Source organism: Streptomyces sp. NPDC018045 (assembly GCF_044327445.1).
In the GTDB taxonomy this organism is placed as follows: domain Bacteria; phylum Actinomycetota; class Actinomycetes; order Streptomycetales; family Streptomycetaceae; genus Streptomyces.
On sequence record NZ_JBIRFL010000072.1, the window covers coordinates 1 to 3,514 of the forward strand.

Here is a 3,514-nt window from a genome sequence, read left to right on the forward strand (position 1 = left end):
CAGCCCGCTGGGCATCAGTGACCGACAACGGCGCAATCTTCGGACCCGGACGACTCATACCCAACCAACGACAAACCTCCGACTCGGGTCACTAGTGCTCTGACCGGGAAGGTTCGCCGGGTTGGTGGTCGCGGCGGTTGGATGTCCGGTGACGTCCGTTCGTCCGATCGCTGGGGGGTGTGGTGGCTGAGCCTGTCCGTGTGCGCAGGTTGACCGACCAAGAGGGGCAGAAGCTGCAGCAGATCGTGCGCCGGGGCAGCACCAGTTCGGTGCGCTACCGGCGCGCGATGATGCTGCTGGCCTCGGCCGGCGGGAACCGAGTCCCAGTGATTGCCCAGCTGGTGCAGGCAGACGAGGACACTGTCCGCGACGTGGTCCACCGGTTCAACGAGATCGGCCTGGCCTGCCTGGACCCTCAGTGGGCGGGAGGCCGTCCCCGCCTGCTCAGTCCTGACGACGAGGACTTCGTCGTCGCGACGGCCACCACCCGCCCGACCAAGCTCGGCCAGCCCTTCACCCGCTGGTCCGTCCGCAAACTTGCCGCCCACCTGCGACGCGTGCACGGTCGCGTGATCAGGATCGGCCGCGAGGCGTTACGGTGCCTGCTCGCCCGCCGCGGCATCACCTTCCAGCGCACCAAGACCTGGAAGGAATCACCCGACCCCGAGCGTGACACCAAGCTCGACCGGATCGAGCACGTCCTGGAGCGGTTCCCGGACCGGGTGTTCGCGTTCGACGAGTTCGGCCCGCTCGGTATCCGCCCCACCGGCGGTTCCGGCTGGGCCCTTGCCGGCCACCCCGAGCGGCACCCCGCGACCTACCATCGCACCCACGGAGTCCGCTACTTCCACGGCTGTTACTCGATCGGCGACGACACCCTGTGGGGCGTCAACCGCCGCAAGAAGGGCGCCGCGAACGCCCTGGCCGCGCTGAGGTCGATCCGCGCGGCCCGCCCGGACGGCGCGCCGATCTACGTCATCTTGGACAACCTGTCCGCCCACAAGGGTGAGACGATCCGGCGCTGGGCCAGGAGGAACCGGGTCGAGCTGTGCTTCACGCCCACCTACGCATCCTGGGCCAACCCGATCGAGGCCCACCTCGGACCACTGCGGCAGTTCACCGTCGCCAACTCCAACCACCACAGCCACCCCATCCAGACCCGGGCTTTGCACGCCTACCTGCGCTGGCGCAACAAGAACGCCCGACACCCCGACGTGCTGGCCGCCCAGCGCAAGGAGTGTGCCCGGATCCGCAGCGAGAAGGGCATCCGCTGGGGCGGACGCCTACTCAGCACAGCATCCTGACCCAACTGGTTTTGCTATCCGGTTGGATCTCTAATCGTCGAACTCGAAGCCCGAAGTCTCCGCCCGGGCGATGATGTCGCGGACTGCCTCGGGGCTCGTGATGACTGATTCAACGGCCGTCTTGAGAAGCGCGAGGTCGCTCGGACTCCCGACCGCGCAGAACATGCCGGCCTCGCTGTCGAAGTCGAGGCGCTCGGCGATGTCTGGCCAGGCAAACCGCACGAGACCTTCCCAGAAGTATCCGTTCGGCTCGTGTTCTGCATCGACCACTGCGGCATCAGCAGCCAGGCCACCGACATCCAACGTCAGCGAGTGTTCGCCGTCGAATTCATGAAGCTTGATGGTCACGGCCGCGATCCTCTCACGCCTGGCCCACGGGCCGTCCGCTCCCGACCCCGGTGAACCTTTCCGGTCACAGCACTAGCCGGGACGCAGAAGGTCATGGACAAGCTGAAAGAGCACCGCTGGGGACACCCTGGTCCTGTTGGGGGCGAGGAGGGGCGGATGGCGATCAGGCACCTGGTCCGGCTTCAGTTCGAAAAGGGCGGTCCGGTCGTCGAAGGTGAGTGGTCCGCCTCTCGGACCGCCAGCACTCGGTATACGGAGTGGGACGGGCTGTACGGATCCGACCTGCGCGTGGTGGTCCAGTTGATCGAGGGGGCAGGCGGACGCGAGCACGTGCACAAGACCTGGACCGAGGGGCGTGAGGTGCAGGGGCCGGCCGGCTGACGGCCCAGGCCCTTCCGCGGTACGCGAGCAGCTTGCTTCCGGCCCGGCCTTCCGTGTGGTCCCTGTCGGTGGCCGCTGTCCCGGCGTGGTGACCGCCTTCGCCACCGCTCGGAGCATCCCGCCCGCCACCGCAGTCCAGCACGGCGCCAGCGTTGCCCGCGGTGATGCCGTGGCAGAGTCCTCCTCATGCGCAGATCCCGATCCCGTTCCCTTGCTGCGGGCGTCCTCCTGGGCGCCGTCCTGGCCCTGTCCGCATGCGGCCAGCAGCACGTAGGCCCGACGACCGCCGGCCCCGCCCCAGCCCTGAGCCCTTCGGCCACTTTTTCTCCCGTCGGTCCCGCACGCGGCAACGTGGAAGCCGACTCCCACGACGGCGCACCGCACTACCGGGAGAACAACGGCTTCAAGGTCCCCCGCGAGATGCCCCCCGACAGCGAAGAAGCCGCCCGCAAGGAAGCCGCCCGCATCGAACCCGTCCTCAAACGCCTCTATAAGGACCACGCGTGGAATCCGGACCGCGTGCGCACGGCGCTGCTTGGCCTCGGCTACCGAACCGGCGACGGCCTGCAGCCCGGAACGCTCATCGTGAGCGGCATGGGGGAGCGGCACATCCTCACCCAGACCGCTCCGGTCACCCCCGAGGGCGCCCTCTTCGCCCTGCGGGTGCGCAAGGACGCCTGCGTGCACGGTGCCGTGAAGCCCTCCGGCAGCCAGCTGGAGGTCAGCGGCCCGTTCCTGGAGACCGGCTGCTTCGAGCCACGCGGCGGCCACTGAGAGCGAACGGCTTTGGGCGCGAGCGTCCAGGCGCCTCGTGCGCGCGTTCCCCGCTTTCGGGGCGGCCGTGCCTTGAGGCAGGGCCCGCCCTCAGCGTTCGACCTCACGGAGTGTGTGCCTGGTCTCTCGGGCCGACGGATGGAATGGATGCGGCTGCCGCCTCGGCGGCAGCTTGTCCGGTGGCAGGGAACCGGACCGTTTGCCAACTGTCCCGTCGAAGTGCATCTGTCCGATGGCGAGCCGCTGACCTGGTGGGAAGTCACGTGGATTGAGAACGCTGGCCCTCAGCGTTCTCAACGGACATGGCTTTCACGGAATCGTTCTGACGGATGGGACAGCTGACTCAGCCGTCTTGCTCTTCAGCGAAGCTGCCCATGGTCTCCCTCAGGCGGCGCCGTGCTGCATCCAGACGCTCCGCGTAGTCAGCAGCGAAGATCCCGGGAAGCGCCTTGTCCAACGTCCCCGCAAGCTTGTGGATCGGAGCCCACGCGGCTGGGTCGTCGACCAGACGGCTGAGATCCGTCATCGGAACTCGCTCCAGCCAGTCCGAGAGGACCAGTGCCTCATCAGAGGTAAGCGTGATGGTGATCTCGGTGTCGTCCACGAGGTGAACTTACGAGTTGGTGCGTGATAGCGGGTGGGCATGCTCTGGTCGTGAGGGGCATGGTCGATCGGGCGGTCCTGGCGCATCCGGTGTTCATGGGCAT

Annotated in this window: 5 protein-coding genes; 3 read left to right on the forward strand and 2 right to left on the reverse strand. The window is 67.8% G+C overall.

Going from position 1 to position 3,514, the window contains the following annotated elements:
- Positions 1-182 precede the first annotated feature (182 nt).
- Positions 183-1,304 (forward strand): IS630 family transposase, encoded by a 1,122-nt coding sequence (locus ACH4EB_RS38570; protein WP_398353204.1) that lies wholly within the window; start codon positions 183-185, stop codon positions 1,302-1,304.
- Positions 1,305-1,334: 30 nt separating this feature from the next.
- Here the strand turns inward: ACH4EB_RS38570 and ACH4EB_RS38575 are convergent, their stop codons facing one another.
- Positions 1,335-1,652, reverse strand: a complete 318-nt coding sequence (locus ACH4EB_RS38575) for an Imm51 family immunity protein (protein WP_398353206.1) — start codon at positions 1,650-1,652, stop codon at positions 1,335-1,337.
- A gap of 156 nt (positions 1,653-1,808) precedes the next feature.
- Here ACH4EB_RS38575 and ACH4EB_RS38580 point away from each other — a divergent pair, with 156 nt between their 5' ends.
- Positions 1,809-2,033, forward strand: a complete 225-nt coding sequence (locus ACH4EB_RS38580) for a hypothetical protein (protein ID WP_398353207.1) — start codon at positions 1,809-1,811, stop codon at positions 2,031-2,033.
- A gap of 351 nt (positions 2,034-2,384) precedes the next feature.
- The gene (locus ACH4EB_RS38585) at positions 2,385-2,807 is read left to right on the forward strand and encodes a hypothetical protein (RefSeq protein ID WP_398353208.1); all 423 of its coding nucleotides are present in this window, start codon (positions 2,385-2,387) and stop codon (positions 2,805-2,807) included.
- Between the two features lie 343 nt (positions 2,808-3,150).
- Here the strand turns inward: ACH4EB_RS38585 and ACH4EB_RS38590 are convergent, their stop codons facing one another.
- A complete protein-coding gene (locus tag ACH4EB_RS38590; protein ID WP_398353209.1) occupies positions 3,151-3,411 on the reverse strand; it encodes a hypothetical protein in 261 nt (86 codons plus the stop codon).
- Positions 3,412-3,514 lie beyond the last annotated feature (103 nt).

Bases quoted from the DNA above. Each gene is read 5' to 3' on its own strand.
- ACH4EB_RS38580 (WP_398353207.1), top strand. From the start codon at position 1,809: ATGGCGATCAGGCACCTGGTCCGGCTTCAGTTCGAAAAGGGCGGTCCG.